We start from the raw sequence: 26,795 nt of genomic DNA, 5'->3' as shown, positions 1-26,795 counted from the left end.
GGTATTTCTACTCGAAAGCACGAAGATACGACGGAAAACCGGGCCTGTCCGCACGGGTTGCTGCCGGACGACCGCGCCCATTCGTGCTTTCGAGTAGGAAATAGTCGGACGATCACCGCCGCGACCGCCCGGCGGCACGCGCCTGTTCACCGGCGACCTCGAACGGCGATGCCGCATTGGCCTGCGGGTTATAATAGCGGTCGATCCGGTTGCGTATCCGCGACTGCACTCGGTTCTGAATCCGCCCATTGATCCGCGCCATCGGTTCGATGCCGGCGTCCTGCGCGATCTGCTCGCGCGTTTGGCGCTGGCCTGGTTGCTCGGTGACAATCGTATCGGAAACAAGGGGTTGCCGAGGCGGTGGAGGAGCACCTTGTTCCGTGGCGCTGTCTGATCCGGAATATGATATCTGCCCCGTGGTGGCAGCGAATACCAAGGCAGCGAAGATGGAAAGGTTGAGCATCACCTTCTGATAGACTGACAGACCGGTTGCCGGCCAGCGCAAATCAATCGGAGATAGGACACTGCTTGTGAACCGACCCCTGATATAGGCTAGTGACGTTCCTAATTACCGACCGACTAGATGCGTCGACGTCCCTGACATGACAAGACCGCTTGACCCCTTGCAAAATCAGGCCGTCTGTTGCTTGATCAATGACGTCCATGCCTCCAACGCTGTCTTCTGGTTAAGTTCGGTATCGATCGCCTGTCGTCCATTGGCGCCCAGCGTCGCACGTAACGCGGGATTGGCGGCAAGGTGCTCGATCTGACCGGAAAGCCGTGCGGCATCGCCGATCTGGCAGTTCAGCCCGGCCGCGTGGTTGGCGAGTAACTGCGCAATTTCCCCATTTTCGGCACCGATAAAGATCGCTGGGCGGCCTGCGGCGGCAATACCGTAGAATTTGCTCGGCACGATCATACCTTCCAGTTCCGGACGCAAACTAAGCCAGTGAATGTCCGAAACGGCGAGAGATTGTGCAAGAAACGCTCGTTCGACGTAGGGGCGACACACGATGTTGGTCAACCCGAGTTGCTCGGCACGCTCGCTCAATTGCTCGCGAAGCTTGCCGCCACCGATAAAGAGGAAGCGAATGTCGCTGCGTCCTTTCTCCTGCAGGATTCGGGCAGCGTCGAGCAGCGTGCCCACGTCATGGGCACGACCAAGATTACCCGAATAGCCAACGACAATGTCCGACGACGAAAATCCCCATTGTGCGCGCAACGCTTGGTAACCATCAGAATTCGGAACAAGCGTCTGATCTGATGTCCAATTCTGAATGATCAAAGTCCGGTTCGGCGACACTCCCTGAGTGACCAGTAAGTCGTGCATGCGCCGACCGATCACGACATTCATGTCAGCGGCCTTCAGGCTGCGGTTACGCAACCAACGCAGGCTATTGCCGAACATTCCGCGAGCAACGGCGACGCCTAGTTCGCCGGCCAGTTCGGGATAGAGATCCTGCAGCCATGTCACCAATCGCGCCCCGCGCAAACGCGTAGCCAGCAACATCGGGATCGAAAGTAGCGGCGGATCGGTCTTGGCGACCAGCACATCCCCCTTGCGCAGCAACTGCCAAGCAGCGATCGTGGCGGTGACATAGAACGAGGCAAAGGCCAATGCCTTATGGGCCAGACTCTTGCCACCGGCACTCGTCCATACCCGCACGATGCGCACGCCATTGATGTCTTCGGCGTCCAAATAGCGTTCATTCGGATCGCTGTAGGACAGGCGGCTTGTGATTATGATGGTATCGGTATTGGGTACGTTCATGTTGAACGCAACGTCGGACAAAATCTGCGATGTCGCGCTTTCATCCGGCCAGAAAAAGCGGTTTACGAAAATAACCTTCTTGTTCATTGATGAACGCCCCCTGTTCCTTCGTATCGCGACGCTTGACGGCCATCATGGACATTGCACACCCACCCATTACGGCAGGCGGGTCGGCTTTCCCGTTTCATAAATGTCCGCTAGATGCTTTCGCCTCCGGGTGACAACCCGAAACATGGAACCATTGCATGCTTTCCAATACCGTGCCGACCATTCCGTCCGACGTGACGGTCGCCTTTTCCTGGAACGGGCTGCCGCAATATGCCGCGCGTCTTCTCCGGGCGGCGGTACGGGACCTAAACCGGCCGTGCCCCGTGATCGGTTCGCGTCCGGCGGTACCGGTCGAGGGTATGGAAGACGCCTTGGGGCAGCCCATCCTGTGGATCGACCCGGAACAGGCGACGAGCTGGTCCGCCCTGGGGTTGGGAGTCCCGTCTGTATTCTTCCAGTCGGGCTGGAACTCGCCGGCCTTCAACGCTCTGGGCGACGAGGTCCGCCATGCGGGCGGGCGGGTCATTGGGATGAGCGACGCCAATTTCCGTGGCGATTTCCGCCAGCTGGTGCTGGGGGCCGTTTGGTTCCGCCTGCGCTACCGTTCGCGCTTCGACGCAATGATTGTACCGGGCACCTCGGGTAACCGGTTGATGCGGTATTTCGGGCTAGCGCGCGACCGAATCTTCCAGGGGATGTACGGTGCGGACCCCGCCCTGTTCCAACCGGGACCGGCGCTGGCCGAGCGTGCGCCCCGGTTCCTGTTCGTCGGCCAGTTCATTCCGCGCAAAGGCGTCATGGAACTGTGTACCGCCTTTTCCCGCTTTCGCAGGAAGCATCCCGAATGGGAACTGGAAGTGATCGGCAGCGGGCCGTTGAAAGATAACCTGCCGCGAACTGACGGCATTCAGATACGGGATTTCGTACAACCTTCGCAACTGGGCGCCCATTTCGACGCTGCACGGTTCTTCGTACTGCCTTCGCATGTCGAGGCATGGGGCTTGGTGGTACACGAAGCGGCACTGGCGGGGTGTGGCCTCCTATTGAGTACCGCGATCGGCAGTGCCGAGGATTTCGCTGACAGTGCCACGCTGCGTTTCAAACCCGGCAGCGTCGATGCGATTGAACGAACACTGGAGAACGCCGCCGCCCTGTCCAAGGCCGATCTTGACCGGTTGCAGCAGATATCGCTGGCAAAGGCGCAGGATTTCGGACCCGAGCGCTTCGCACGTACGGCGATCGCCGCCATTGCCCGGGTGATGTCGTAAGCGCACCGCGCGGTCGACGAGCATGCACGTTCCCGGCAATGCTGCGGCAGCGCGCACTGCGCTAACCTATCGCGCTTTCTTCAATCGATGGTATGGGCGGCCAGGCGCAAGGAGTCATCCGACGTCTCTAGGCTGGAATTAGGCGGACGGACGATGAAGCAGCAAGGATATCCGGCAAGGGTCGGCGGCGCGTGAAGACGTCGTGCGCGGTCACCGCAACCTCTGCGGACGGTACCGCATGACTGCAAAGACACCACACAGACGCGCCGCGTGGTTCGGATCGGATCAGGAATGACCGGACAATTTTCGCTTACCAGTTGGGTGCGATGGCTGCGCCAACGCGCCGAGAGCAGCGGCGGTAGTCGGTTTTCGAAGATAGCGCGAAGCGTTACATCGCTTGGCCTAGCCCGCATCGTAGCGATGGTCGTGCCGTTCGTCACGATACCGCTCGCGTTGCGGCATCTGGATGCGGAGCGGTTCGGGCTGTGGATGGCCGCTACATCGTTCATGGCGGTCCTTTCGCTGGCCGACGGCGGCATATCCAATTCGTTGGTTACGTCGGTCGCGGCCAGCGAGGCGCGGGGTGATCGCTTTGCCGTACGACAATTGCTGACCAATGCGGCGATGGTCGTGGGGTTAGTGTCGCTGGCGCTGTTGCCGGTCGGTGCCGCGATAGCATGGGGCGTGGACTGGCGCGTGGTGTTTTCTCTACGAACTGCACGGGCGGTCGCCGAGGCACCGTGGATCGTATTTCTGGTACTCGCATCGACCGCACTCAACCTGTGGGTCAACGTGTTCGTCCGCCTGCGTTACGGCTTACAGAGGATCGTACATGCGAGCCTTTGGGAACTGATCGCACTAGCCAGTTCGCTACCGGCGTTCTTCTTGTGTTTGTCGCTGGATCAGGGAACGCCGGCGCTGGTGTTCACGCTGGCGGTCCTCCCGGCCTTTGTCAGGGGGCTGGGGGGCTGGGTATTCTTGCGCGGCGAGGCGGACCTTTGGCCCCAGCGCAAGCTGCTTTCGCGCACCGTGCAGAAAGGCCTGCTCGGCGCGGGCAGCATGTATCTGCTGCTCGAAGTCGCCGTGGCGCTGTCCGTCACCTCTGACCAGTTCTTCATCGCTTCGCTGGTCTCAGCCGAGGCAGTCCCCCCCTATACCGTGTTCAATCGCCTCTACTCCCTGCCGTTCGTCCTCGTCGGACTGGTGTTCCAGACGCTATGGCCGGCTTATGCGCGCGCAGCGGTACATGGCGAGTTCGCCTGGATTCGGCGATCGTTCTTCACTTCGCTGGCGATGGCCGGCGGGTTTGCACTCGTCGCCGCCCTGTTCTTGTCCGCGACCCATCCATGGGTCACGAGGCTGTGGCTGGGAAAGGCGCTGGTACCGACAGCCTGGCTGGTACCCGGCATGGCGATCTACTGCGTAGTCGCGGTGCTCGAGCTGGGCGGGCGAAACCTGTTGTACAGTCTCGACCGACGCCGTGCGCTGATTTTGCTCAGCCTGACGATGATGGTCGTCAACGTTGCGCTCAAACTCGTGCTTCTGCCGCACATGGGCGCCGCAGGGGCAATCATTGCCACCGACATTGCCCTATTCTTCTGCATGGTCGTGCCATATATGTGGTTGGCAAAAAACATCGTCCCGATCCCGTCCAGTAACGGATCACCGGTGGAGTCGGACAAGTGAACCGTATCTACTGCTATATTTTTTCTGCTGTTGTCCTGTTCGGGTCGATCGGGATCGCTCTTCTAAAAGAATCAGGCGCGCTCTCTTTTTCATTTTTCATGGTGTCGTTGCCTTCGCAACGAATGTACTTGGCGGCGATAACCTATTGCATAGTGTTCACGCTCGCGTTGTTCGCCTTCCGGCGTTTCTTCGGCCTCCGGCAGTTCACCGCCACGACGAACAATTCGCCGATCCGCCTGCCGACGAACGTCGCCACCGGCATTCTGGCGGCGGCATGCATGTTCGCGCTGGTCTATATCTGGCTCGATTCGGACCTGCTTACCGCCCAGGTTACCTTCCGCCATTCGGGCAGCGAAATACTTCGTCGGATCAGCCTCCTCGTCTTTCTGACCGGTATCGTCGCTGCATCGACCCGGCCGAGCATCGGCAACGTCGTTCCGCTGCTGTTGCTGTTGTTCGCCGCCACCTTATATCCTGCAGCGGATGCGGGCCGTTCGGTCGCCATTCCGTTTATTGTCGCCGCCGCCACCATGTTCTTCAACCGATACCGGTTTCTGGCCAGCGTCATGATCGTTGCGGCGTTGATCGCTCTGGCGGCAGCGTTCGAAGCGCGCGGGCTGCCCTCCTATGCCAATTTCTGGGCGTCGGTGTTCGATATTGTCGGCAGCCTTGATATCGGCCGGGTTTTCCGCCCCATCCTGCAGAACTCGTTCCCTGGCCTCGACACGATGAGCGTGTTCGAGGCACGGGCCAGCATCGGCAGCGATCTCTCGTTCTACCGGATACTGGAGTTCATTGCCTATTATTCCCCCGCTCCATCGGGATTGTTTCCGCCCCGATATTTCGAACAGACCAGCCTCAACGGCGTGTTGGGGATCAGCATGGACGTAGTCGGTCTCAATTCCGACATCTATTCCGAGCCGCTGTTCTGGTTCGGCTATGCCGGCATGGTGATCGTGCCGGTGCTGCTCGCCGGCATGACCTGCCTGTCGTTCGTTGCGACCAGGTCGCTGTTTGGGCAGGTGTCGCAGCGTTCGCAACTGGTTGCTCTGCTTCCCGTGATCTGGATGCTGGTCGGCGGCATGGTATTTTCGCTTCGCGCCGGCTCCCGCTTCGTCTGGGCTATCCTGTTCCTTGCATTGCTGGTGCGGATCATCCGGATCATCCATGGCGCGCGCACAGGTTCAGCCAATCGGAAGGCAACGGTGTGACTAAGGGCCGCATTATCCAGTGCATCGCCTCGCTGCATGAAGCGGCAGCAGGCACCACCGTGTATCTGGAACGTCTGTTGAGTGCACTCGCCGCGCAAGGGGTGGATGCGCAGATACTGACCACCGGTCCCGAAGCACCAGCGATCCCCGCGCGGTACTTTCCCCAAGACCAGACGCGGCTACCGGTCCTGCCCGCTATGCGCCCCAGTGCGGCGCTTCGCCTCGGTCTTGTCGAGGAGGCACGCACCGCAGCGGCGATCCATTCGCACGGCTTATGGTTGCTCCCCAACGTTTATCCGGGCCATGCTGCAAGGCATGCCGGAATACCGTTGATCGTCAGTCCGCACGGGATGTTGGGGGCGGAGGCCCTGCAGTTTTCCAAGGCCAAGAAGACACTGTTCTGGCACCTGTTCCAGCGCAGGGCAGTAGCGGGAGCCGCTTGCTGGCACGCCACCAGCGAGAAGGAGGCGCATGACATCCGCGCCTTCGGCATCAAGGCTCCCATCGCCGTGATACCAATCGGTATCGACCTACCGACCCAATCGTCGCGCAGGCGGGAGAAGGAGGTCCTGTTCCTGGGCCGGCTGCATGCAAAAAAGGGGCTGGACGCGTTGTTACGGGTTTGGCCATCGGTCGCCGCTAGCCATCCCGACTGGACCCTGCGAATCGTCGGACCGCAGGGTGACGCTGCCGCGGCTACCTATCGCGCAACAGCGGAGCGGATGAACATCCCCAATATCCGGTTCGAGGACGCCGCCTATGGCGACCGCAAATGGGACTGCTACCGACGGACTTCACTATTCGTTCTGCCGACCCGCGACGAGAATTTTGGTATCGTCGTTGCCGAGGCTTTGGCGGCCGAAACCCCGGTTATTTGCAGTGACGGCGCTCCCTGGTCGGCCTTGGTCGATCATAACGCGGGCTGGTGGATTCCACAGACCGATGCGGCACTAGGCAGCGCGCTGGTCGATGCCATCCGTCTGCCCGACGAGACGCGTCGGGCAATGGGTGCCCGCGGGCGGGAATGGATGGCCCGCGACTTCGCCTGGCAGCCGGTTGCCGCACAGATGGCCGAGCTTTACGCATGGGCGGCACAAAAGGGCTCACAACCCAATTTCATCCATGCGTGATCCCCAGCATCCGGGATAAGAATGTGACCGAACCCGCCTTCCCCCCTCCGCGCACCACGATGCGGCATCTCCCCCCCCCCGGCCTACGCGACCGCTTGTACCGGATGGGCTGGAATTTGGTGCAGGCAACGCTGTTTCGCTGGTCTCCGGTGCCGCTTCACGCTTGGCGGCGCTGTCTGCTGCGGTGGTTCGGTGCACGGATCGAGGGCGGGACCGCGATTTATCCCACTGCGCGCATCTGGGCACCGGATCGGTTGACGATGCGGCAGGGAAGCTGCCTTGGATCGGGAGCGGATTGCTACAATGTAGCGCCAGTGGAACTCGGCCGGGCCTGCGTAGTCAGCCAGAAAGCCTATCTCTGCACCGCCAGCCACGACATCGACGATCCCGCATTCACCCTGATCGGCGCGCCGATCGTCGTCGGGGAAGGGGCCTGGGTAGCGGCCGGGGCATTTGTCGGGCCGGGGGTCGACATCGGCATCCGGGCGGTGGTGGCTGCGGTAGCGGTCGTGACCCGCAACGTTCCATCCGAACATGTGGTCGCCGGCAATCCGGCACGCATGGTGCGCGAACGTCGCGTATCGTCGCAGCCATCGGTAGAGAAGTGATGCTGGCCGAATCGTCGATATCGCCCGGATCGGTCCCGATTGTCGGACTGGTCATCACGCTGAACGAAGCGATCCATATCGAACGATGCCTACAGTCTTTGCAGGGATTGTGCGGCCGTGTGCTGGTGGTCGATTCAGGGTCCAGCGACGACACTGCTGCGATCTGTCGACAGCTTGGTGGGGAGGTCGTGGTCCATCCGTTCGTGACCCATGCCGGCCAAGTCAATGTCGGGTTGGACATGCTAGGCGAACCGGACGGAAGCTGGGTCCTGCGTATCGATGCCGACGAATATCTGGACCCGCGCCAGCATGACATGCTGCGCGACGAGATCGCGGCCGCACCGATCGGTGTCGCTGGGTTCGAACTGCGCCGTCATATCATCTTCCTAGGCCGCCGGTTGCGATGGGGCGGGCTGGAGCCCAATCCGCAATTGCGCCTGTGGCGGCTCGGACGTGGGCGATCCGAGCAACGTTGGATGGATGAACATGTGGTCGTCGATGGCGATGTACGCGCGACCCAGATCGATCTGTTCGACGAAAACCTGAACAGTATTTCGTGGTGGACCGACAAGCACAACCGCTATGCCAGTCGGGAAGCAGTGCAGATTCTCTTGGCGAATGCGGGCACGGGGAAGGCAGGCGCTACCGATCAGGGGCGACTTGGCCGCATTCCGGCGATCAAGCGCCTGATAAAGGAGCGCATCTACAACCGCATCCCGCTGGCGCTTCGGGCGTTCCTGTATTTCTCGCTGCGCTATGTGGTCCTGCTTGGCTTCCTGGATGGCGTGCCGGGCCTGTTCTTTCATTTTCTCCAGGGCTGCTGGTACCGGTTGCTGGTCGATGCCAAGGTTCTCGAGATACGACAGCAGGTGAAGGCGGGAAGGCCTCTAGCGGATGCGATCCGTGATCGCCTGGGTGTCGAGATCGGCCCGAGACATCATTAGCATGCGCTCTCTTCCGCTTCCGTCCGAACGTGCGGTTTCAAATTCGACGATGATCGACTAACGCAGCGCAATGATCCATGCGCGTTCGGCCCGCCTGCCGTTTTTCCAAATTGATCTTCCCCTTATGTTGTCGATCGCGCTGATCCTACTGCTCGGGATCGCGGGCGGGGCGTCGCGTGCCGACATGATCGCCCAGGTGATCGTGCGCGCCGGATGCTGGGTGATCCTTATTGCCGCGATCCTTGGCGGGCCACGGCCAACGCGCTCGACGCTGCACGCCATTAAGCCCGTCCTGTTCCTGCTTGCTGCGACGATCGCCCTGCCCCTGATCCAGCTCGTTCCGCTGCCGCCGTCGTGGTGGCAGGCCTTGCCCGGTCGGCAGATTCTTGTGGTCCCCGGCCAACCCCTTCCGTGGCGTCCTTGGACCATGACGCCGGGGGCAACGCGTAATGCGCTGTCCTCGTTGATCGTCCCGGTTACGATATTGGTCCTGATGCTACAGGCAAGCGAGCGGACATATCGCCGGATACCGGCGATCCTGCTGGCTATGGCCGGCACGGCGGTCGTGATCGGCCTGCTACAATTTTCCGGTGCCGGATTCGACAATCCCCTGTTCAACGATACGCCAGGTGTCGTCAGTAGTATCTTTGCCAATCGCAATCATTTCGCACTCTTCCTGTCGATCGGCTGTCTGATCGCGCCGGTCTGGGCCCTGATGGATCGCAAAGCCCTGCGTTGGCGTGGACCGCTTGCCGCAGGTCTCGTGATCCTATTCGTGCTGACCGCGTTAGCGACAGGATCGCGTGCTGGCATATTGCTTGCCGGCATTTCGCTTGTTCTGACCCTGCTATTGGTCGGCCGGCAGCTGCAACGCCAATTGAGCGGCGGTCCACGCTGGCTGCTGCCCGCGCTGGTCATCGCCGCCATCTTGGTGATCGGCGGTTTCGTCGCACTCAGCCTCGTGGCCGACCGGGCCGATGCGATCAAGCGGCTGATGGCGCTCAACCCCGAGGAGGACATGCGCACACGTGCACGGCCCATCGTGGTGTCAATGATCCATCTCTATCTACCGTTCGGGTCTGGCTTTGGCGGGTTCGACCCCGTTTTCCGCATCCACGAACCGTTCGCCCTGCTGAAAATGACGTATTTTAATCAGGCCCATAACGATTATCTCGGGATCGCGCTCGACGGGGGCATACCGGGATTGATTGTGCTTGCATCCGGCATCCTGTGGTGGCTGATCGTTTCGATCCGGATCTGGTGGGCCAAAATGGACGACGGCATGATGCTGGGCCGGCTCGGTTCCGGTATCGTTCTGCTGATCCTTGCCGCCAGTCTTGCCGATTACCCAGTTCGCACGCCGACGATCATGGCCATCGTTACCATCGCTGCCGTATGGATGGCGCGCGCGAATGCAGGCCGCTTTACCGCCTAGCCCGCAATATCTATAGAGCCGGCTAAATCTCACCCCATTCTGCGGGACTTCCACGCCCATGCGCTTCTTCAACCCTATATTGTGCCTGGCGCTTGCGGCGACTGCCTGCGGATCGCCGGAACCGATCCAGTCCACAGGAAGCCTAACCGTGGTACGCGACAGCAGTGTCCTGCCGCCACCTGGCCGCGGCGATCTGGTCGCGGCCGACCGGCCTGCGCTGATCGGCCCGCTCGACACGATCGAGGTCAGTGTTTTCGGTATCAGCGATCTCGATCGCGAAATGCAGGTCGACGCCAGCGGGCGTATCGCCATGCCCCTCGCCGGCACCATCGACGCACGCGGCAAGACTGCGGAGGAATTGGCGAACACAATCGCGACAGCGCTGAAGGCGCATTATGTCCGCAACCCGCAAGTCACGGTGAACATCAAGAGTTCGGTCAGCCAAGTCGTAACGATCGACGGATCGGTCGTCGAACCAGGCCTGTATCCGGTGACCAACCAGATGACGCTGATGAACGTCGTCGCGTCAGCAAAAGGGTTGACCGAGTTTGCGCGGCAGGAAGACATCGTTATCCTACGGACGGTCGGTAGCAAGCGCATGGCTGGTCTGTACAATATCGCGGCCATCCGGCGTGGTGCCTATGACGACCCGCCCGTCTATGCCAATGACGTCATCATCGTCGGTGATTCACCGCAACGACGTTTGTTCCGTGATTTCGTCTCGCTGTCGCCTATCCTTGCGGCACCGTTGATCGCCGTGCTGCAATAAGGCGCATTCGATGAATCTTGTCAGTCCTACGCTTCGTCCCGGCGTCTCGCTGCTCGTACCTGCCGATGGTGGAGACGAAGGGACGCCGATCATCCGGCAATATCTCCGGATTGCGCTTCGTTGGCGCTACGTCATCCTGGGCGCGGTCATTGCCTGTGGTATCCTGGGCCTTGTCGTGACCTTGCTGATGACGCCGAAATACACGGCTACCGCCACAATTGAAATTTCCCGTGAATCGAGCCAGGTCACGAATTTCCAAGGCGTCGAACGGGAAACCAGCGTCGCTGACCAGGAGTTCTATCAGACTCAATACGGCCTGCTACAATCGCGGGTTCTGGCTGAGCGTGTCGCCAACCAGCTCAATTTCGTGAACGACCCGTCGTTCTTTGAACTGTTCCGCGTCAAACAGGACGACCCGGCATTTCGACAGACAAATGGCAGGTTTGGCGGCGACGGGCGCTTGGTGCGCCAACGGATCGCTGGCGAGATTCTGCTCGAGCATGCCAGCATCGATCCGACCCGCCTATCGCGTCTGGTCGAAATCCGCTTTACCAGCCCGGATCCAACTTTCTCGCAGAAAGTCGCCAACGCTTGGGCGGAAAACTTCATCCAGACCAATCTGGAACGCAAGGTGCAGGCGACCTCCTATGGTCGTAACCTGCTGCAGCGCGAACTCGGCCAAGCCAAGGAAAAGCTGGATGAATCCCAGCGCCAGCTGGTCAGCTATGCCGAACAGCAGCGCATCATCAATCTGCCCGCGCAGGAAACCACTAGTGGCCAGACGGCCGAGCGCTCGATCGTCGCCGACGAACTGGCCTCGCTTAACACCGCATTGTCGCAGGCGACTGCTGATCGGATCGCCGCCGAGGCACGCTTCCGCGCGGCCGGCAATGGTGGCCAGTCGAGCGAAGCGCTGCGGAATCAGGCGATCAACAGCCTTCGCCAGCGGCGGGCCGAACTGGCGGCGGAATATCAGCGCCTGATGGTCCAGTTCGAGCCGGATTATCCGCCGGCACGCGCAATCCAGTCGCAAATCGACCAGCTCGACCGTTCGATCCAGCGTGAGGAAAGCCGCGTATCTGGATCGGTACAGGCCGAATTTCGCCAGGCGGCCGAGCGCGAGAGCGCACTGCGGAGCCGGGTCGAAGGGCTGAAGTCGAGCTATCTCGACCTTCGCCGGCGCAGCATCCAGTACAATATCTATCAGCAGGAAGTAGATACCAACCGCGCCCTGTATGATGGCCTTCTGCAGCGGTTCAAGGAAATCGGGGTTGCCGGCGGCGTTGGCGTCAACAACATTTCGGTCGTCGATCCGGCCGATATTCCGCAAAAGCCGTCCAGTCCCCGCCTGCTCATCAACCTGTTCATATCCCTGTTAACCGGTTTGGTAATCGGTACGGGTCTGGCCTTTGCGCTCGAGCAGATGGATGAGGCGATCGCCGATCCCCGGGAAGTGGAGCGCCGACTGGGCCTGCCGCTGCTGGGATCGGTGCCGAAGGTGGAAGACGTCGAACCGCGCGAAGCGCTGCTCGATCGCAAGTCCGATCTTGTCGATGCCTATCTGGCAATCCAGACGACGCTTGGCTTCACCACCGAACATGGCGTCCCGCGCTCGCTCGCGGTCACGTCAACGCGGCCGGCCGAAGGCAAGTCGACAACTGCGCTGGCCATCGCCACGATGCTGGCACGCGCCCAGAAGAAGGTTATCCTGATCGACGGCGACATGCGATCGCCTTCGGTCCATCACTTCGGCGGTGTTGATCACGATCACGGCCTGTCGAACTTCCTCGCCGGGCAGGATGATATTGGGCAGCTCGTTTTCGAGATGCGCGACCTTGGCTTCACCGCCATGTCGGCCGGTCCGATACCGCCCAATGCCGCGGAACTGCTGACTGGCAACCGCCTGCAGGTGCTGCTCGGGCGTCTGCTTGAGAGCTATGACCATGTCGTGATCGACAGCCCGCCGGTCATGGGTCTTGCCGATGCGCCGCTGATCGCCGCACGCGTGGAGGGCATCATCTACACCATCGAGTCCCATGGTATTCGATCGACCGTCGTGAAGTCCGCGTTGCAGAGGTTGCTGGCTGCCAACGCCCACATTCTGGGCGGTGTCCTGACCAAGTTCGAAACCCGGAAAGCCAATTATGGCTATGGCACCGATTATGCCTATGGCTATGGCTATGGCCGCGACAAGGGCTAAGCGATCCGTCAGTCGGACAGAGCGGCAATCCCCCCGTGCATGGATCGTACGGGGTAGCCTCGCCGCCGTCGCACTGGTTGTTGGATATGGATCGACGACCGGCACGCTGGCCTTCGTGATAGCGAAGACGAATGCCGAGCGTGCCTATCGCCTGGCACCGCATGATGGCCGTGTGGCGGGCGAGCTGGCCGAGCAGATCGTCACACGCAATACCGATAACCCGCGACGCATGCGTGGGAACCAGCTCGCTCGTCAGGCACTTGCTGACGAAGGACTAGCGGCATCGGCCTTGACTGCCCTTGCGCTCAATGCCCAACTTTCCGGCGACACCGTTTATGCGCGGACGTTATTCCACCACTCGGACGCCCTGTCGCGGCGGGAGTTTGGCACGCGTCTCTGGCTGATCGAAGATGCGGTTGGCCGCGGCGACATACCTCAAGCCTTGAAAGAATATGACATCGCGCTGCGAACGACGAAATCCGCGTCTGAAGTCCTGTTCCCGATCCTGTCCGAAGCGATCAGCGACCCGGCGATTGCCGATGCGCTCGCGAACAGGCTGGTTGCGTTCCATCCGCCCTGGGGACAGGTGTTCGTCGTCCATATGACCGGTACGGGCGCAGGCCCGACCGTCGACGCGGCCTTTTTGCGGCGTTTAACGGCGCGGGGATATCCCGTACCGGCAACGGCCAGGGTCGCGGTCGTCGACGCACTCGTCACGAATGGCAAGTTCGACGACGCCTGGTCCTATTATGCCACCTTCCGAAAAGGAATCGACCGGAGAAGTTCGCGTGATCCGCAGTTCAACCAGCAACCGGCGAACCCCAGCCTGTTCGACTGGAAGCTGGCCGAGAATGAGTCCGGTATCATCGCCTCGATTCGGGACCCTGGCCAGGACGGTGGCTTCGAGTTTATGACCCCCTCTACCATCGGCGGGACGGCATTGCAGCAGACTCAACTTTTGCCGCCCGGCCGCTATCGGATCGAGGGGGTGACGTCCGGCGTCGATCAGGACGCCCAATCCCAGCCTTACTGGCAGTTGGTCTGCAACGACGGGCGCGACGCCGGTCGGATCGAATTGCCCCGCTCGTCGGTCGACAATGGACGGTTCGCAGGCAACGTAGTCGTGCCCGCCAATTGTCCCGCCCAAGTCCTGCAGTTGGTCATTCGTCCATCATCGGCGATGGAGGGCGTCAGCGGCCAAGTCAGGAAGGTTGCGCTGACGCCGGCGGGCTGATCCCGCAGGTATGCACCGATCCGGGCGATCGCATCGTGCGAGCAATGTCGCTCGCACGATGGCAAGCCGTGCTCAGGATAGAGAAAAACGCTGTCCATCGCCGGGATCCGGCATCAGGTATTGTATTCGGCCCTGCCACGAGGCCCCCTGTGACGGGGCGATAACCACTTCGTTTTCTTTGCCGTTTCGCATCACACGCAGTGGAAAGCCGGACGGAACGGCGCGGCCGGTATCCGCCTCGCGTACGTCGTCGCCAATATCGACTTCGCTACGAAGAAAGGATCGACCTCCCGCTTGGCCCACGACGATGTCAAGCACGATGCGGTGGCGTTGGCCGTCGGCGGCGAACCGTCCTACCCTGCGGGCCGGGCCACGGGGCCATTCGCACAGCATTTCACCGATTTCGGGACGCCAACTGACCAGCACGCGCCCTTGTGACAGACCAATCTCGAGACGATCCATCCGCTTCAGCGTTGATCCATTCGCATCAGAGCCGAGGTTCGCCAGAACCGATGGATGGCACAACCCCTTGCCCGATCCATCGACGATCATGCAATCGTCTATCTCGAGACCAAAGCAGTTGGTGCCATCGACAGCAATCGCATAGGCATCGGGTCGCAGGCCTGCAAAACGAAGACCGCTCAAGCGCACGTTGCGCGATGCGTGAACGAACACAGCACAACGCGGAATCTCTCGATCGGAAAACAGATAGGTGCCGCCGGGTGTACGAACCGTGCCGCGTTCGAAGCGAACCATACTCGTGCCAGATGCGGCAAACGCGATCTCGATTGCAGGTACTTGCACCACACGGTTGTCCCGCACGCCAGTTCCGTCAAAGTCCAGATCCAGATCACGGACAAGGATGGCCTTGTACACATCATCGTCGCTCATGCTGGTAATCTTGAACTGACCACCACGCGCTCGAAAATTATCGACGAGTACGCTTTCCGGAGACTCTTCAAGGAAGGCGCAATAGCCCTCCGCACCCTTGGCACGCGGTGTGTAGGAGCAGTCGCGCCAACTGACACGACGTGTGCCACGCGCACAGGATATCCCGCTGTAACCGGAAAATGCTACGTTATCGTACACGACATGGTCGCTATGGGCGACGAAACCGCTGGCGGCGTCACCGCTGATAATCATGTCGCGAACCGACACGACATATGCGAGTTCGATGGAATGGGTGTAAACCACCGCCGATGCTTCGATTGCGCCGATCTGTAGGTTTTGGATCGTCGACGCGACGGTAACCGGAGCATCGGGCCTGCTGATCGCGGCATGGTCGGATGCCGACAGATCACTTTCAAGGGGGGTAGAGAAGCGCAAGCTGCCCTGCACTTGGTCGACCGCGACGATGGTCAAGAACTGCCGCGTCTTGGCGATAGGATTGCCCGGGCTACTGTTTTGCGAGCGCCCCCCCAGTACCAGGACCATCTGACCTTCGCGATACCCGTCGACCGATGCAGGGGCCAGCACATTGTCGCCTCTGCGCGCCACACCGCGCACGGGCTGGAACCATTGCGATGCCTGCCTCGCGCCGCCACCGACGATCAAGCTGCCTGCCCGCCCAGTCCCGGCCACCGCCGAGCCCCCGCCCGAAAGCACGAGGGTGCCATAACCCGATACTGTTATCGGTCGGTCGATCCGCCGACGTCCCGGCATTACCTGGACCAAACCGGCGGTCACTGGTCCATCACCGTTCGATGCCTGCTGGGTGCGCAGCACCACCGGGGCCGTGAGTGCCATGCCACTGGTGCCAAGTCCGATCATGGCCGCCCGGCGCGAGATTGCTGTCACAGGGTACCTTTCCCATCTCGCGCCGAACCCGACATCGTTCAGATCACTTCCGCCCTCGCACAGGCATCATCGCGCAAATATCCCGTCTTCGCCCTGCCCTCGGGCACGCCGACGACGCAACCAACCTGCGGCATGATCGAACGACCGAGCCATTCGATCCGTCAGGCAAAGTTCCGGAAATAGGCGATCGTGCGCCGCAGCCCTTCTTCGAGCTCGATATTTGGCTTCCAGTCCAATGTTTTATGCGCCAGCGTGATATCGGGTCGACGCTGCTTGGGATCGTCTTGCGGAAGCGGCAGATACGTGATTCCGGACCGCGATCCGGTGAGTTCCAGCACCTTTTCGGCAAGCTCGAGCATGCTGAATTCGCCTGGATTACCAATGTTGATCGGTCCCGTCACCGTATCATCGGTGTCCATGAGCCGCAGGAAACCTTCGACCAGGTCGTCTACGTAGCAGAAGGACCGCGTCTGGCTGCCGTCACCATAAATCGTGATCGGTTCACTCTTCAACGCACTGATGATGAAGTTGGAGACGACCCGTCCGTCCGCAGGATGCATGCGCGGGCCGTACGTGTTGAAGATGCGCGCAACCTTGATCGATAGCTTGTGCTGGCGCCGGTAATCGAAGAATAAAGTTTCGGCGCAACGCTTGCCTTCGTCGTAACAGGACCGCGGGCCGATCGTATTCACGTGCCCCCAATAGCTTTCCGGCTGTGGATGCACCGCTGGATCGCCATAGACCTCGCTGGTCGATGCCTGGAAGATCGGGCAGCTAAGCCGCTTCGCGAGCCCAAGCATATTGATCGCGCCTAATACGCTGGTCTTGGTCGTCTGTACCGGATCATGCTGGTAGTGAACCGGTGATGCAGGGCAGGCAAGATTGTAAATCTCGTCAACTTCTACGTAAAGCGGAAATGAAATATCATGGCGCAGAAATTCGAACCGCCCATGACCGTGGACATGATCCAAATTGCGTTTGTCGCCGGTAAAGAGATTGTCAACGCATAACACCTCATCGCCGCGATCCAGCAATCGATCGATCAGGTGAGATCCCAGGAAACCGGCCCCGCCTGTTACCAGCACCCTCTTGCGGATGTTATAACTACGCGCCATTGAATATTCCTCTTGCTGCATTTTGCGATAGGCATCGCGATGCGATTAATGAAGGACGCGGTTGATTATATCACTGCGGCCATGTTGATCGAGACAATGTATTGCACAAATTATATGACTTCAGCGAACGAATGACGCGATCTTCGGATCGGCGTGCAGACGCACCTCAGCCAATCTACTTCGACCCAAAGCCAGTCAGGATAGTCTTTACAGTTCGAATGACGATCAGCATATCGATCCAGTATGAAAAACTCTTGATGTAGAAGAAATCATAATAGAGCTTTTCCCGGACATCGGTTAGGCTGGTGACATGGCCCTGATTAACCTGTGCCCAACCGGTGATTCCGGGCCGGACGATGTGCCGATATTCGTAGAACGGGATTTCGCGAAGATACCAGCGCGACAATGCCAGCGCTTCAGGGCGTGGGCCAATCAGGCTCATCTCTCCGCGCAGGACATTAATGAGCTGCGGAAGCTCATCGATCCGCGACCGGCGAAGAAACCGACCGAAGCGGGTGATGCGATCATCGTCCTTTTGTGTCATCGCCGAGGCGCGGGCATCGGCATTCTCTGTTGCAACCCGCATCGACCGAAATTTCAGAACTTCGAATATTCCCCCCCGAAAGCCGACGCGCTGCTGGCGGAATAGCGCAGGGCCCGGCGAATCCATGCGCACCAAGATTGCGATCACGACCAACAGCGGCGCGAACACGACCAGTAATACCAGCGCCGCCATAATATCGACGATGCGCTTGGTGGTGGCATAGGTGCCAACGATCAGGAGCGAACCAAAATGGTTCTCCGAGATATGGTCGATCTGCACCCGGCCGGTAATAGTCTCGATCACCTCGGTCACATGATAGACCGGGATGCCGCGCAATGCAGCCTGCGCAAAGACCCGGAGCCATTTCGGATCATGATCGTGGTGGAGGTCCGCCACGATCATCGCACCGGGCTCCTCAGGAACCTTCGGCGTATCGGCCCATACCAGATTGATGTCCGGCGGCAGATTGATCTGATCGGTTCGGCCGCCATGCACCAGATAATAATGGTTTGGCGGCGCAGTACGTTCGCGCACCGCAAACAACACGAAATTTGCTAGAAGCGTAATGGCAAGGCTGAAGCCCAGCACGAAATTACTGTACTCCAACCGCAGGACGAGGATGAGCATGATCGCGATCGCGTAGCAGCTCAGGATGACCGGAGTTATGTAGTGGAACTTAGCCACGCCCGGAAAACTTTCGATCCGGTTCATCGCAAATGCGCTGGCGATGACCGCACCACAGGAGAATAGTAGCGAAATACCGGCCGGTCGATTGGGCTGGAACGCTTCGAATGGCGAACCGATGACGAGAATGTTCAGGATGATCACGAGCAGCAAGGTAATCAGCAGGCTACGCGAGCCGATCCAGTACATCAACGCCGGACGCGATGAAGAGATCGCAATCGAATCCAGACTTGGATCGACGTTGCGCGAGGTGATTTTTTCCTGATCCACAACCATCATTCGAGAAACGGTTTCAACACTGGTTGACGAGAGATGAATTGACGCCTCGCTTTACCACGGACACATCGAGGAATTCCCGATAGGCCGCAGCGATACCGTCGGCCAGCGCCACCCGAGGGCGCCATCCGGTGGCGAAGAGCCGGCTGCTGTCCATCAACTTGCGCGGTGTGCCGTCGGGTCGCGTCGTATCGTTAACGATCCGTCCTTCAAAGCCCACGACGTCGGCGACAAGACGGGCGACCTCACCGATCGTGATGTCACTGCCATAACCTATATTGATATGCTCTTCTGCTGAATATGACTGCATCAGATAGACGCATGCATCGGCCAGATCATCGACGTGCAGGAACTCGCGGCGCGGCGTTCCGGTACCCCAGATTTCGAACGAGGCAGCGCCAGCGACCTTGCCGTCATGCGCCTTGCGGATCAGGGCAGGCAGGACATGGCTGCCGGCCAGATCATAATTGTCGCCGGGCCCATACAGGTTGCTCGGCATGGCTGAAATGAAATCGCGGCCGTGTTGTCGCCGATATGCCTGGGCCAGCTTGATACCGGCGATCTTGGCGATCGCGTACCATTCGTTGGTCGGTTCAAGCGATCCAGTTAGCAGCGCTTCTTCGGTGATGGGTTGTTCGGCAAACTTGGGATAGATGCACGAAGAGCCAAGAAATAGCAGCTTGCCGGTGTCGTGCCGATGGGCCGCCTCAATGACATTCGCTTCGATCATCAGATTGTCGTACAGGAAGTCAGCCGGATAGCGGTCGTTGGCGAGGATGCCGCCGACCTTTGCCGCCGCCAGGAAGACCGCATCGGGCCTCTGGTCGCCGAACCATGCGCGGACCGATGCCTGATCCTTCAGATCGAGCTCGGTACGCGATGCAGTCAGCACGGTACAGTTTTCGTTGGCAAGCCGGCGGACAATGGCCGACCCCACCATCCCGCGATGTCCCGCGACAAAGACCCGCTTACCCCCAAGCGCATAGGGTGCGACGGCCATGTCAGGCACCCTTGTTGATTGGGGCGGTCTTCATGAGTTCGAGGTCCGCCAATACCATCTCTCGAGCAAGGTCACGCGGGCTGGTATCATGGGTCCAGCCCAGCTTCTCACGCGCCTTCGTAGGATCGCCGATCAGTAGGTCAACCTCGGTCGGACGGAAGTAGCGCGGATCGACCTCGACCAGACAGCGGCCGGTTTCACCACAATATCCCTTTTCGGCCTCGCCTTCGCCCTCCCAGCGCAGCGTGATTCCCACATCGGCAAACGCCCATTCGACAAAGGTTCGCACCGGCGTGGTTTCACCGGTCGCCAGCACATAGTCGTCGGCGTTGTCCTGCTGGAGCATCAGCCACATGCCACGGACATATTCGCGGGCATGGCCCCAGTCGCGCTTGGCATCCAGATTGCCGAGATACAGTTTTTCCTGACGGCCCAGCTTGATGGCGGCGGCGGCCCGTGTGATCTTGCGCGTCACAAAGGTTTCGCCGCGTAGCGGGCTTTCGTGATTGAACAGGATGCCGTTCGAGGCATGCATGCCATAGGCCTCGCGATAGTTCACCACGATCCAGTAGGCATAGAGCTTGGCCGCGGCATAGGGCGAACGCGGATAGAAGGGGGTCGTTTCGCGCTGCGGCACTTCCTGCACCAAACCATAAAGTTCGCTGGTCGATGCCTGATAGAAGCGGGTCGACGTTTCCATGCCAAGGATGCGGATCGCCTCAAGCAGGCGCAAGGTACCGATACCATCAGCATTAGCCGTGTACTCAGGCGTTTCGAAGCTGACCGCGACATGGCTCTGGGCGGCAAGGTTGTAGATTTCGACAGGCTGGGTCTGTTGAACCAGACGGATCAGATTCGTGGAGTCGGTAAGGTCGCCATGATGCAGATGGAACCGGGCGTCCTTTTCATGGGGATCTTGGTAGATATTTTCGATACGGCCGGTATTGAACGACGACGAACGTCGCTTAACTCCATGGACTTCATAGCCTTTGTCGAGCAGAAGTTGGGCAAGATACGCACCATCCTGCCCCGTGATGCCGGTAATCAATGCAACCTTCTTGTCCGACATTAATGATCCCTTACCTTGTCATCGTCGTGCGGCAAGCTGCAGCGCACTATCCGCTACATCGCTACCCGATGCCGTATTCCTGACCGTACATCTCTCTCGTGAGAACGGCGAATACAGCATCGACAGGCATGCCCCCTATTGTTCGTGCGTTTAGGAGCATCATCCGCCGATTGCCAGTGTTTCATAGGGCTTTGGTGCAGAGCGGCGCATAGTCGTAGGTGGGACATCGTAGCCCTGCGTCAGCTACCCTTTACGGACAGGTCCAATAGGCGGGAATGCGCCGTGGCCCTATCGTAATGCGGTGGCGGCCCGTAACCGGTCCAACAAGAGCCGGCATGGCCGTCAGGACCACTTCAGCGCTTTCTTCATGGCCGATCTATCATAGCCGAACGGACGGATTCACATCGGAAGGGCACGGATCCGGGCGAGACGCAGCCGGATGCCCCGTCGTGATCGCAACGTCAGCCGGCTGACCGGTTCGGGCGCATCGCCCGCAACCGGTGCCAATCCGAAGGCGGTGACCATCCGCGCCAGCACCAGCGCACCTTCCTGATGCGCAAAGCCCGCCCCCACGCAGGTGCGCGGCCCTCGTCCGAAGGGGAAATAGGCGTCACGGCAGGCTTCGCGTGCCTCCGCCCGGTCGAACCGCCCCGGATCGAAGGCATGCGGATCGGGCCAGTGGTCACTGTTGCGCTGTACCAGCCAGGGCGACACGACCAGCATCGCGCCCGTCGGCATGTCCTTGTCCCGCATCCGGGTCGGACAGGTGACCTCGCGCAGCAGAAAGCTGACTGGCGGGTACAGCCGCAATGCTTCGCGGAACACATTGCGCGTGACCGGCAGCGCGCGCAGCGTCTTCGGTCCGATGTCTCCGTCTTCCATGGCCATGGCCGCCTCCTGGCGCACCGCGTCCTGCCAGCAAGGTGCAGCGGCCAGCAGGTACAGGCTCCATGCCATCGCACTGGCACTGGTTTCATGTCCGGCAAGGAAGATCGTGCCGACCTGGCCCATCACTTCGTCAAAGGTAAATGCCTGACCGGTTTCAGGATGCCGCGCGGCGAGCAGCGATTGCAGGATGTCGCCATCCCCCGCCGCCGCATCACCGCCGCGCATCACCGCATCATACCGCGCGCGCACGATCGGTTCGAACACCGCACGGATGTGCCCGGCCGCCGCCTCCGCCCGGCGCTGAAATCCCAGGGTGGGCAGACGATAGAGCCGCAGCAGCGCTGCCGACTGCGCCTGCCGCTGATACCGGGTGAACGCCGCATGGATCACTGCGGCATCACCATCGCCCAGCGGTTGCGAAAACAGTGTTCGGAAGATGATGTCGGCAGCGACATGGGTCATCAGCGGCTCGATCTCCACTGCCTTTGTCAGGTCCAGCCTGGCAATGCGGGCGATCAGCGCATCGACCGCCGCCGCCATCAGGGGTAGAACCGTACCCATCGCCGTGTGTGAAAACGCGGGATCAACCATCGCGCGTTGATGGCGCCAATCTTCTCCGTTGGCCGAAAACAGGCTGTTCCCGATCAGCGGGTCGAGCATCCGCCGCAGCAGGTGATGCTTGGGAAAGACGATGCTGGGGTCGGCCATGATCCGCTTCACGAGCGACGGTTCGTTCGCGATGTAGAAGTCGAGCGCGGGCAGATGGATTTCGCCCATCTTCATCGTGTAGCTCTTCTCGAACAGCACATGAATCCACGAATGCCATGACCGGACGAAGCGGCGGGCAAGCGACGCCCGGTCCCGCGCCGGTTTGGGATAGGGTGGAACGAAGCGTTCGGTCACGATGCCCGGCGCACCGCGTCCACGGCATCGTCGATCGGACGGGGCGCGGTCGTCAGGCTGGGCAGGTCGACCGGCGACACACGGTCGCCGCTGCGCAGATAATCGAAATGGATTTCGAACTTGTTGCGCAGACCGCGATGATAGGTCGCCGGATCGTAGAACAAGTGGAAACGCGGAGAGATCAGCTCGACGCGCGGGCGCGCCGTATCGGCGTGGATCAGCAACGGATTGACGCCGTGATAAGCCGCACCGTCGGGCGGAGAACCGATGTCGATCCAGCGAAAATCGCCTTGTGCGACCCGCCCCAGCGTATCGCGGAACAGCGCGGCATCACGCCGGCATGCCAGCAACGGAATGCATTGGCCCAGCGTCACGAGCGCAAAACCGGCGGGAGCCACCCCCTGCCAGCGGGCAAGGAGCCGGTCCATGACCGGCATCGCCAGGATCGAACCGTTGCTGTGCGTAACCAGCAGCACCTCGTCATAGCCATCGACCTCTGATGCGATCGCATCGACGAAATCGTCCAGTCGCGCATCGAGTGCCGCCGGCCACCCCTTCGCGATCCCGGCATTGAAGATGTAGAAACGGATGAGCCATGGCGCATGGACCCGGCGCAGCAGCGGCACCGCCCCCGCCAGGCCGATCGCCACGGCGAGCGCAGCGGCCATCGTCACCGATACGAACGATACGAGCAGCCCGAACGCCGCCAGCGCGATCACGGCCGGCAGCACGACCGCCAACAGCAATGGATAGAGGAACGTCACCAATTGCCCGCGCCCCATCGGTCGCAACCGCGCGAAGTCAAGCTGACCCAGCATCTGCAGATAAGCCCACAATGTCCGCCATGCGAGCGTCAGCGGATTGCGCACCCAAGCGACGCGTACCAAGTCGTCCCAGCGCAGAAAGGTGAAGGCGGTGGACACGCCGGCAGTCGCATTTTCCACGGCCCAGTCGTCACGCATGCGCGAACCGTGCGTCCGCGGCGACACGGTGATGCGTTCCCCCGTCTTGGCCGCATGGGACGCCAGTTGTTCATCCAGAAGATGATGGTAATAGCGTGCACCGCGCGCATCGAAACCGGCGATATAGAATATTTTTCGCTTGAGGACCGCCATGGCGCCTGGCTACCATAGCAGGGTGACCCGCGCACGAAATTATTGTTATTTCATGGATTCAACCCGGTATGATCGCAATGCGGGATGCCGGCGGCACGACAACGCCTATGGCATTGCCGGGGGGGGGTGGCGAACGTGACCGGTGGCATGCCGATCTTGCGCTCTACCGCCGGATGCGCGCCAATGGCGACCCGATGGCGATACCCGTCCTCGCCGCATGCCTGTGTTATGGCTGGTTCTTCTTCAACTACCATCCGGGACGGTGGCTGTGGCGCGGACAGATGGTGCGGCGGTTCGTGAAGGCTCCGTGACGGCCGGCCGATGATCGTCGACCCCCGCACGCTGGATGCCGCCGGCGACAGCCTGGCGCTGGACCCCTTTGCCTTCTGGCCAAACCTTGCAAGCCGGATCGAGGGGGTTGGCGGAGACGAACCCGGCGACGTACCCGACTATGCGTTTCATACGCTGTACCTCGGCTGTGGCACGGCACGGGTGACGTTCATCGTCGAGGCAGGCGACCTTGCCGCCGAACGTGGTACGTTGATCCTGCGCATCCACGAACTGCCCGATTTTGTCGGCGCGGACGCGCGACAGGTCGCGATCTCGCAGACGCAGATGACCGACATGATCCGCCAGGGTGGATCGGCCAGCCTGTCGGTCGATACGGAAGCCGGGAACAGCTATGCCATCCTGGGCCATATCCATGGCGACACCCGGGTCACCGCGCGGACGCTGGGCGTCATCGCGCGGCGCAGCGTCCCCGATGCCGACGATCCGACGCGCCCGTCGGACTTCGTCGCCCGGACCGACCGGATCGGCATGGTGCCGCAACTGGTATCGATGCACGAACCGACGTTGGCGGCGCCGGTATCGCAACATGCCACCGCCGGGCAGTTGCGTGAGCACGTCTTCGCACAGTGGGACCAGCATCTGCCGCATGGCACCCCGCTCGAACGCTGGGAGCGGGTCTTCATCGCCCGCACGCTGGAGCGGTACGACGTGGCGCGCGTGGGCGCGCGTGGCCTGGCAATCGGTGCGGCCGGAGGAACGGACGACCCGCTGATCCGTATCCTCGATGCCGCAGGGTGCCGCATGATGGCCGCTGGTGCCGGAGCGGACTTGGTCGACGGGATATCGGCGATGGCACCGGACTGGTGGCCGGCCGATACTTGCGCGGGCATGGCGGGGTTCGATTTCTGCTATGCGACCTGCCCCCCCCATGTAACGCATATCGGTCGGCAGCGGCTGCTCGGCGGCGTCGAGGACATGTTGCGTACTCTCAAACCCGGCGGTCTCACCATCGCCATCCTGCCGTTCGATGCAACGCCACGCGACGTGCTGGATCCGGAAGCGGGGCCGGTGCCCGGGCGGCGTGACGTCGAACGTATCGGCCTGTTGCTGGTGTCGCGCGGGCATCAGGTGGCCCAGCTGTGCTTCGGCGGCAGCGCACTGACGACCGCGCCGGGCAAGGGCACCCTGTCCCGGTTCGCGCTGGTAGTGCGCCGCGCCATTTGATCGAAACAGGACTTGCGCTTGTAAATCAAGCCGTTCATCCCTTGTCCGCCCACCTTGTACCAAGGAGATCGCGGAACCGATGTATCAGGCTCCTGTCGTCCGGGGCCGCCGCTTCCTGTTCCTTCAGGGGCCGCATGGCCCGTTCTTCCACCTTCTGGCGGAACGCCTGCGCCTGGAAGGCCATGCAGTGGAACGGATCAACCTGAACGGGGGCGACCGCCACGACTGGCAAGGACAAGGCCATGACTATACCGGTGGCACCGGGCAATGGCCGATGTTCGTGGACGACTTCATCCGGCAGCACGACATCACCGACCTGATCCTCTATGGCGATTGTCGCCCGCTGCACCGGGCCGCGCATGGCATCGCGCGACGGCGCGGCTGCCGTATTCATGTGTTCGAGGAAGGATATATCCGCCCCGATTTCATGACGCTGGAACGCGACGGGGTGAACGGCAATTCCGCATTGCCCGGTGATCCGCATTTCTATCTGAACGAAGCGCGCGGCCTTCCCCCGATTGCGCCGTTGCCAGGGGTTCCCGCCAGTTTCGAACGTCGGTTGCAACAGGTCTTGGCCTATCATGTCGCCAGTCTGGGTACGGCGTTGCGTTTCCGTCGCTATCGCAGCCATCGCCCGCACAACATGGCGGTCGAGGCCGCGGGCTGGATGCGCCGGGCCCTTACTCGATCCTGGGCCATGCGGCGATCGGCACGAACCCTGGAGCGGTTGGGAACGCAGCCTTTCTTCCTGCTGCCCCTGCAACTATCCTCCGATCACCAAATCAGGACCCATTCCCCCTTCGCCGGCATGGAGGTGGCGACGGACTATATCCTGCAGAGTTTCGCCGCCCATGCCCCCGGTGGCACCCTGCTCGTCATCAAGCAGCATCCGCTCGCCTATGATCTGCGGACACCGGCGGCAGCGATCGCTCGGCAGGCCAGGCGGCTGAATATTGCCGGACGTGTGATGTTCGTCGAGGAAGCCGATCTCGACCTGCTGATCGGTCGCACGCTGGGGATGGTAACCGTGAACAGTACCGCGGGCACGCTGGCGCTGCGCCGGGGAATACCGACGATGGTCCTTGGCCATGCGGTCTATGACATGCCGCTCGTCACGCATCAGGGATCGCTCGACGGTTTCTGGCTGCATCCGCAACCGCCGCAGGCGGACGTCTACGTGTAGCGGCTCGCAAACATAGCGGCGTCTGCTCGCCATCGGAGCGATTTTGTGCTCACGCTCTCTGCCACTGGCGGGCGGCATCGTGCTCAAATTAGCTGCCAGCGTGCTCGCCATCATCGGGCGCTGCTCGCAATCGGAGATGGCTGCTCACATTATCCGCTCCGGGCGGATGCCAAAGGCGGGTTCATTTCACGGGCCGGATCGTCCCATTTCTCCGTCTCCAACCGGCCATTTCGGGAATGAGCAATCGGGAACATATTTTGGGAAAACGGCTATTCCCCTGCCGTCCGGCGCGCCTTGCGACCGTCAGCCGTCTCCCTGAACCTTCCCAATCGGGAATGTCGGGGGCGAGCCTTGGCTGGGGAGGCGTTGTAACCCATCTCCGTCCCGCTTCGTAAGCGCTCC

General features: G+C 61.0%; 22 protein-coding genes. 13 read left to right on the top strand and 9 right to left on the bottom strand.

Features of this window, described 5'->3' with window-relative positions; translation table 11 throughout:
• Positions 1-112 precede the first annotated feature (112 nt).
• Positions 113-463 carry a hypothetical protein gene (locus CA237_RS09045; RefSeq protein WP_126013771.1) on the bottom strand — a complete coding sequence of 117 codons (351 nt, stop codon included), beginning with the start codon at positions 461-463 and terminating at the stop codon, positions 113-115.
• A 168-nt stretch (positions 464-631) separates the two neighbouring features.
• Positions 632-1,858 carry a glycosyltransferase family 4 protein gene (locus CA237_RS09040; protein WP_126013769.1) on the bottom strand — a complete coding sequence of 409 codons (1,227 nt, stop codon included), beginning with the start codon at positions 1,856-1,858 and terminating at the stop codon, positions 632-634.
• A gap of 158 nt (positions 1,859-2,016) precedes the next feature.
• Between CA237_RS09040 and CA237_RS09035 the strand changes: the two genes are divergently transcribed.
• The 10 genes from CA237_RS09035 (at position 2,017) to CA237_RS08990 (ending at position 14,304) form a co-directional block, all read left to right on the top strand.
• Positions 2,017-3,087: a glycosyltransferase gene (locus CA237_RS09035; protein WP_126013767.1), complete on the top strand. Its 1,071-nt coding sequence runs from the start codon at positions 2,017-2,019 to the stop codon at positions 3,085-3,087.
• A 291-nt stretch (positions 3,088-3,378) separates the two neighbouring features.
• Positions 3,379-4,773, top strand: a complete 1,395-nt coding sequence (locus CA237_RS09030) for an oligosaccharide flippase family protein (protein WP_126013765.1) — start codon at positions 3,379-3,381, stop codon at positions 4,771-4,773.
• Entirely contained in the window at positions 4,770-5,984 is a 1,215-nt protein-coding gene (locus CA237_RS09025; protein WP_126013763.1) for a hypothetical protein, read from the top strand. Before CA237_RS09030 ends, CA237_RS09025 begins: the two co-directional genes overlap by 4 nt.
• On the top strand, positions 5,981-7,114 hold the full coding sequence (locus CA237_RS09020) for a glycosyltransferase (RefSeq protein WP_126013762.1): 1,134 nt from the start codon (positions 5,981-5,983) through the stop codon (positions 7,112-7,114). The genes CA237_RS09025 and CA237_RS09020 overlap by 4 nt, the downstream gene beginning before the upstream one ends.
• Before the next feature lie 314 nt (positions 7,115-7,428).
• Positions 7,429-7,722: a hypothetical protein gene (locus tag CA237_RS19875; protein ID WP_206432965.1), complete on the top strand. Its 294-nt coding sequence runs from the start codon at positions 7,429-7,431 to the stop codon at positions 7,720-7,722.
• Positions 7,722-8,666 (top strand): glycosyltransferase family 2 protein, encoded by a 945-nt coding sequence (locus CA237_RS09010; RefSeq protein ID WP_126013761.1) that lies wholly within the window; start codon positions 7,722-7,724, stop codon positions 8,664-8,666. The genes CA237_RS19875 and CA237_RS09010 overlap by 1 nt, the downstream gene beginning before the upstream one ends.
• A 70-nt stretch (positions 8,667-8,736) precedes the next feature.
• Positions 8,737-10,101 (top strand): O-antigen ligase family protein, encoded by a 1,365-nt coding sequence (locus CA237_RS09005; RefSeq protein ID WP_126013760.1) that lies wholly within the window; start codon positions 8,737-8,739, stop codon positions 10,099-10,101.
• Between the two features lie 58 nt (positions 10,102-10,159).
• The gene (locus CA237_RS09000) at positions 10,160-10,870 is read left to right on the top strand and encodes a polysaccharide biosynthesis/export family protein (protein ID WP_126013759.1); all 711 of its coding nucleotides are present in this window, start codon (positions 10,160-10,162) and stop codon (positions 10,868-10,870) included.
• Positions 10,871-10,880: 10 nt separating this feature from the next.
• Positions 10,881-13,070, top strand: a complete 2,190-nt coding sequence (locus tag CA237_RS08995) for a polysaccharide biosynthesis tyrosine autokinase (RefSeq protein WP_126013758.1) — start codon at positions 10,881-10,883, stop codon at positions 13,068-13,070.
• A 115-nt stretch (positions 13,071-13,185) separates the two neighbouring features.
• On the top strand, positions 13,186-14,304 hold the full coding sequence (locus CA237_RS08990) for a hypothetical protein (protein WP_126013757.1): 1,119 nt from the start codon (positions 13,186-13,188) through the stop codon (positions 14,302-14,304).
• Between the two features lie 72 nt (positions 14,305-14,376).
• On the opposite strand, the gene CA237_RS08985 is transcribed toward CA237_RS08990, so the two are convergent.
• From CA237_RS08985 to CA237_RS08955, 7 genes are all read right to left on the bottom strand, one after another.
• Entirely contained in the window at positions 14,377-16,074 is a 1,698-nt protein-coding gene (locus tag CA237_RS08985) for a hypothetical protein (protein WP_164523851.1), read from the bottom strand.
• A gap of 188 nt (positions 16,075-16,262) precedes the next feature.
• The gene (locus CA237_RS08980; RefSeq protein ID WP_126013755.1) at positions 16,263-17,216 is read right to left on the bottom strand and encodes a UDP-glucuronic acid decarboxylase family protein; all 954 of its coding nucleotides are present in this window, start codon (positions 17,214-17,216) and stop codon (positions 16,263-16,265) included.
• Positions 17,217-17,391: 175 nt separating this feature from the next.
• Positions 17,392-18,723 (bottom strand): exopolysaccharide biosynthesis polyprenyl glycosylphosphotransferase, encoded by a 1,332-nt coding sequence (locus CA237_RS08975; RefSeq protein ID WP_206432964.1) that lies wholly within the window; start codon positions 18,721-18,723, stop codon positions 17,392-17,394.
• Between the two features lie 13 nt (positions 18,724-18,736).
• The gene (locus tag CA237_RS08970; RefSeq protein ID WP_126013754.1) at positions 18,737-19,720 is read right to left on the bottom strand and encodes a GDP-L-fucose synthase; all 984 of its coding nucleotides are present in this window, start codon (positions 19,718-19,720) and stop codon (positions 18,737-18,739) included.
• Between the two features lies 1 nt (position 19,721).
• The gene (gene gmd / locus CA237_RS08965; protein ID WP_126013752.1) at positions 19,722-20,789 is read right to left on the bottom strand and encodes a GDP-mannose 4,6-dehydratase; all 1,068 of its coding nucleotides are present in this window, start codon (positions 20,787-20,789) and stop codon (positions 19,722-19,724) included.
• 399 nt (positions 20,790-21,188) lie between these two features.
• Positions 21,189-22,580 (bottom strand): cytochrome P450, encoded by a 1,392-nt coding sequence (locus tag CA237_RS08960; protein WP_126013750.1) that lies wholly within the window; start codon positions 22,578-22,580, stop codon positions 21,189-21,191.
• Positions 22,577-23,695 (bottom strand): hypothetical protein, encoded by a 1,119-nt coding sequence (locus CA237_RS08955; RefSeq protein ID WP_126013748.1) that lies wholly within the window; start codon positions 23,693-23,695, stop codon positions 22,577-22,579. The genes CA237_RS08960 and CA237_RS08955 overlap by 4 nt, the downstream gene beginning before the upstream one ends.
• A gap of 68 nt (positions 23,696-23,763) precedes the next feature.
• Here CA237_RS08955 and CA237_RS08950 point away from each other — a divergent pair, with 68 nt between their 5' ends.
• The 3 genes from CA237_RS08950 to CA237_RS08940 all read left to right on the top strand — a co-directional run bounded on the left by CA237_RS08950 (position 23,764) and on the right by CA237_RS08940 (position 26,393).
• Entirely contained in the window at positions 23,764-24,006 is a 243-nt protein-coding gene (locus CA237_RS08950) for a hypothetical protein (protein WP_241215455.1), read from the top strand.
• Positions 24,007-24,016: 10 nt separating this feature from the next.
• On the top strand, positions 24,017-25,210 hold the full coding sequence (locus CA237_RS08945; protein ID WP_126013746.1) for a hypothetical protein: 1,194 nt from the start codon (positions 24,017-24,019) through the stop codon (positions 25,208-25,210).
• A gap of 79 nt (positions 25,211-25,289) precedes the next feature.
• On the top strand, positions 25,290-26,393 hold the full coding sequence (locus CA237_RS08940) for a capsular biosynthesis protein (protein WP_126013744.1): 1,104 nt from the start codon (positions 25,290-25,292) through the stop codon (positions 26,391-26,393).
• The last annotated feature ends 402 nt before the right edge of the window (positions 26,394-26,795 follow it).

Source organism: Sphingomonas sp. ABOLH, from assembly GCF_003951715.1.
In the GTDB taxonomy this organism is placed as follows: domain Bacteria; phylum Pseudomonadota; class Alphaproteobacteria; order Sphingomonadales; family Sphingomonadaceae; genus Sphingomonas; species Sphingomonas hankookensis_A.
This window is presented reverse-complemented; position numbering and strand designations above follow the sequence as displayed.